4 protein-coding genes are annotated in these 3,244 nt (G+C 61.6%); all 4 read right to left on the bottom strand.

The genetic code is table 11. The features are described from left to right. Window positions 1–353: 353 nt before the first annotated feature. Genes VEZ52_RS01635 through rsmD form a run of 4 tightly spaced genes read right to left on the bottom strand, consistent with a single transcriptional unit; the run spans window position 354 to window position 3,138 of the window. Entirely contained in the window at window positions 354–1,037 is a 684-nt protein-coding gene (locus VEZ52_RS01635; RefSeq protein ID WP_324835252.1) for a B3/B4 domain-containing protein, read from the bottom strand. Window positions 1,038–1,094: 57 nt separating this feature from the next. Beyond that, a complete protein-coding gene (miaA, locus tag VEZ52_RS01630; protein WP_324835251.1) occupies window positions 1,095–2,048 on the bottom strand; it encodes a tRNA (adenosine(37)-N6)-dimethylallyltransferase MiaA in 954 nt (317 codons plus the stop codon). A 2-nt stretch (window positions 2,049–2,050) separates the two neighbouring features. Then, on the bottom strand, window positions 2,051–2,608 hold the full coding sequence (coaD, locus tag VEZ52_RS01625; RefSeq protein WP_411329692.1) for a pantetheine-phosphate adenylyltransferase: 558 nt from the start codon (window positions 2,606–2,608) through the stop codon (window positions 2,051–2,053). Then, the gene (gene rsmD, locus VEZ52_RS01620; protein ID WP_324835250.1) at window positions 2,587–3,138 is read right to left on the bottom strand and encodes a 16S rRNA (guanine(966)-N(2))-methyltransferase RsmD; all 552 of its coding nucleotides are present in this window, start codon (window positions 3,136–3,138) and stop codon (window positions 2,587–2,589) included. The genes coaD and rsmD overlap by 22 nt, the downstream gene beginning before the upstream one ends. Window positions 3,139–3,244 lie beyond the last annotated feature (106 nt).

Raw genomic sequence — 3,244 nt, 5'->3', positions numbered from 1 at the left:
GCGCCCGCCAGGGCCAGAGCCGCCAGCAAAAGCAGTGATGTGCCGTTCCTCATGTGCTTGTCCTTTTGCAATCAGACATTACCCCAACGCCCGCCGCATACATTGCAGCGGGTTCCTCCGTACCCCCGATCCCTACGGGGGTGAACACGCAGATATTGCAACGGTATCCCAGCATGCAAGACACGTCAAGGAGGGGCCGTTGTTGTAATTGCTTCTTATGCCTTGGGAACAGGGAGCTTGGGATATTTTTCGCTAAAAAGAGCGCTTTATTGATTGTTCACGCAACCTGCGGAAAACATAGATTGTTTGCGAAAAAACATTCGTACCGTGTGATTTGGGCCGAACAAGGGCGTTCAGCAGAGCACGGAAGAGGCGAATATCTGTGCGCCCGCAAACACTTCAAGATGTTTTTGCGTAATATTCAGCGCATCAGAGACGTGCCCGGCCCCGGAAAAGCCATAAATAACAGTGAGCAGACGCCGGGGCGACGATGTGTCCGGCCCGTCCTCGGCAATCATGGCCCGCCTGGAATCGCTGCACGGGCAGCCGAACGCGCCCTGATCATCCGCCAGAAGGGGCATGCGGCAGAGATCAAGTTCGTCCTTGCCGATGCCCGCATAGGCTTCGCCTTCTCGCCCGGCGCGCAGCAGGATATTGCCGCTCAGGCGGGCAAGATCGTAGGTGCCAAGCGAAAAGCCCGTTTCAAGCGAAACCAGATTGTTGGCATCCACTGCGGAGTTTATACGGTACAGTTCCTTGCCCTGCCGCACGCGGCGGTAGAGCGCCTCGGAGGAAATGCGCACCCGGCCCGGATCGCGCCCAAAGGCCTTGAATGCCTGACGCGAAGGGCCAATCTGCGGCATGTCGGCAAGCTCCGTGCATTCAAGACTGTGGCGCAAACCGGGCAGAACATTACGGTTGAAGAACTGCCACAACTGCGGTTCCTCGGCCCGAACAGGAGCAGACCAGAAAACACAGCCAAGGGCCGTATCCGGCCAGAGCGAACGTAATTCCGGATCAATGGAAATGGCGGGCATGAGCATAGCTGCAGGCACTCACTTGTAATGGTCTAAAATAGCAGTATATTCCAATGGTTAAAAATTGTAGCTGCTGCGCGCATTTTGCCAGAAGCGGCAGGCGGCGTCCACCACTGCATCGGGATCGTCCGGGGGCAACCATTGGGCCTCGGGCCGGGCGCGAAACCACGTAAGCTGGCGCTTGGCGTAGGCCCTCGTGTTGCGCAGCCAGAGTGAGCGGCAGTCCTCAAGCGAAAGGCGGCCCTGCAAGTGCGCCAGCGCTTCGGCGCAGCCAATGCCCGACCAGCCCGGCGCTGCGGGATCTGCGCAACAGCGCATGGCCGCGCGGGCCTCGTCCAGCGCGCCGCCAGCAAGCATGAGGTCAAGACGGCGGGCCAGCCGTGGCTCAAGCCATGCCAGGGACGCGTCCAGCGTCAGCAGGGGGCCGACGCAGAGCGGGGTACTCATGGCGTTGCTGTGCCACCACGTAAAGGGCCGCCCCGTGCTTTGGCAGACCTCCAGCGCGCGGATGATGCGCTGCCGGTCGTTGGGGTGGATTTTGGCGGCATAGGCCGGGTCGGCCTGCGCCAGTTCTGCATGCAGGGCGGGCGCGCCCTGCGCATCCACGCGGGTGGTGAGAGCTGCGGTGAGTTGCGGGTCAACGGGCGGAATTTCCGCCATGCCCCGCAGCAAGGCCTGAAAGTACAGGCCCGTACCCCCCACCAGCAGGGGCGTCTTGCCCCGTGCAAGGATGTCGCGCACCTTGTCCACGGCTGTTTCCGCCCAGCGGCCCGCGCTGATCTTGTTTTCCGTGGGCAAAAAACCGTACAGGTGGTGCGGGCAAGAGGCGCGCTCTTCCGGCGAGGGCTGGGCCGTAATCAAGGGAAAATCGACATAGACCTGACGCGAATCAGCGTTGACCACCTCGCCGTCAAGGGCAGCGGCCATTGCAAGCGCCGCCGCCGTTTTGCCCGAGCCGGTAGGCCCGGCCAGGCAGATAACCGGCAGCGGCGCGGAAGTCGTTTCAGGCATGATCACTTGACGCGGAAGCCGCCAAAAGGCGGAGCAAGGCAGGGCGTACCCTGACGCACTTCACCCTTGTGGTATTTATCCATAAGGGCCGTGCGCACGTTTTCAGGCACGAGGCCCTTGATGTCCGCGCCATGGCTGGCGGCAGCCTTGACGATGGTGGAGCTGATGAACAGCCACTGGTAGTCGGTCATCAAAAAGACCGTCTGGATGTGGCGTTGCAGGCGGCGGTTCATGAGCGCCAACTGGAATTCGTACTCAAAGTCCGAGGCCGCGCGCAGCCCGCGCAGCAGGGCGCAGGCCCCGCGTTGGGCAGCGTATTCCACAGTGAGGCCGGAGAAAGGCTCCACCACGGCGCGCGGTTCGTCCTTGAGCGCCTCCCGGGCCATCTCCACCCGCTCTTCATGGCTGAACAGGGGGAATTTGGGCGTGTTGTCCGCCACGGCCACAACAATTTGGTCAAATACTTCGCAGCCGCGCCGGATAAGGCTCAGGTGCCCGTTGGTCAGCGGATCGAAGGTGCCGGGGTAGAGTGCTATTCTCATGGCAGTGTCCAGATGCATATGCGTGTCTGACCGAACAGGCGCTCGGCCTCAAGAGTCCATTCTGCGGGCAGGTTTACCCGTGCGTCTTTTTCAATTTCAGCCGTTACAAAAGCCCCCGGTGCAAGCCAGCGGCGAGTAGCCAGCAGCTTGAGGGCCGGGTTGGCAAGATTTTTGCGGTAGGGCGGATCCATAAAAATGAGCGAATACGGTTCCGCAGGGGGAGTTTTGAGCACACGCAGCACATCGTCGCTCACTATGCGGGCCTCGTCCTCCACCCCCAGGGCGGCGATGTTGGCCTTGAGGCAGCGCACGGCCTGAGGGGCCATCTCCACCATCAGGGCGTGTTCCGCGCCCCGGCTGATGGCTTCAAAGGTCAGGCTGCCGCTGCCCGCAAAGAGGTCTAGCACCCGTGCACTGTACCAGTCCATGCCGCGCGCGGCGAGCATGGAAAAAAGCGCCTCGCGCGTTTTGCCCATGGCGGGGCGGTAGCCCTCGCCTTCAACAGTCTTAAGATTGCGTCCGCCAAGACGCCCCGAAATAATCCGCATGACGGCCTACATGCGCGAGAGCAGGCGGGTGAGGGCGTAATCCATCTTTTCCATGGCCTCCTGCAGCTCGGTTTGTTCCACCCACGGGCGGTTTTCAACATCGGCC

Origin of the sequence: Desulfovibrio sp., from assembly GCF_035644575.1 — a bacterium.
GTDB lineage: Bacteria > Desulfobacterota > Desulfovibrionia > Desulfovibrionales > Desulfovibrionaceae > Desulfovibrio.
Note: the sequence above shows the minus strand (reverse complement) of the source record. Positions and strands in the feature narration are given on the sequence as shown.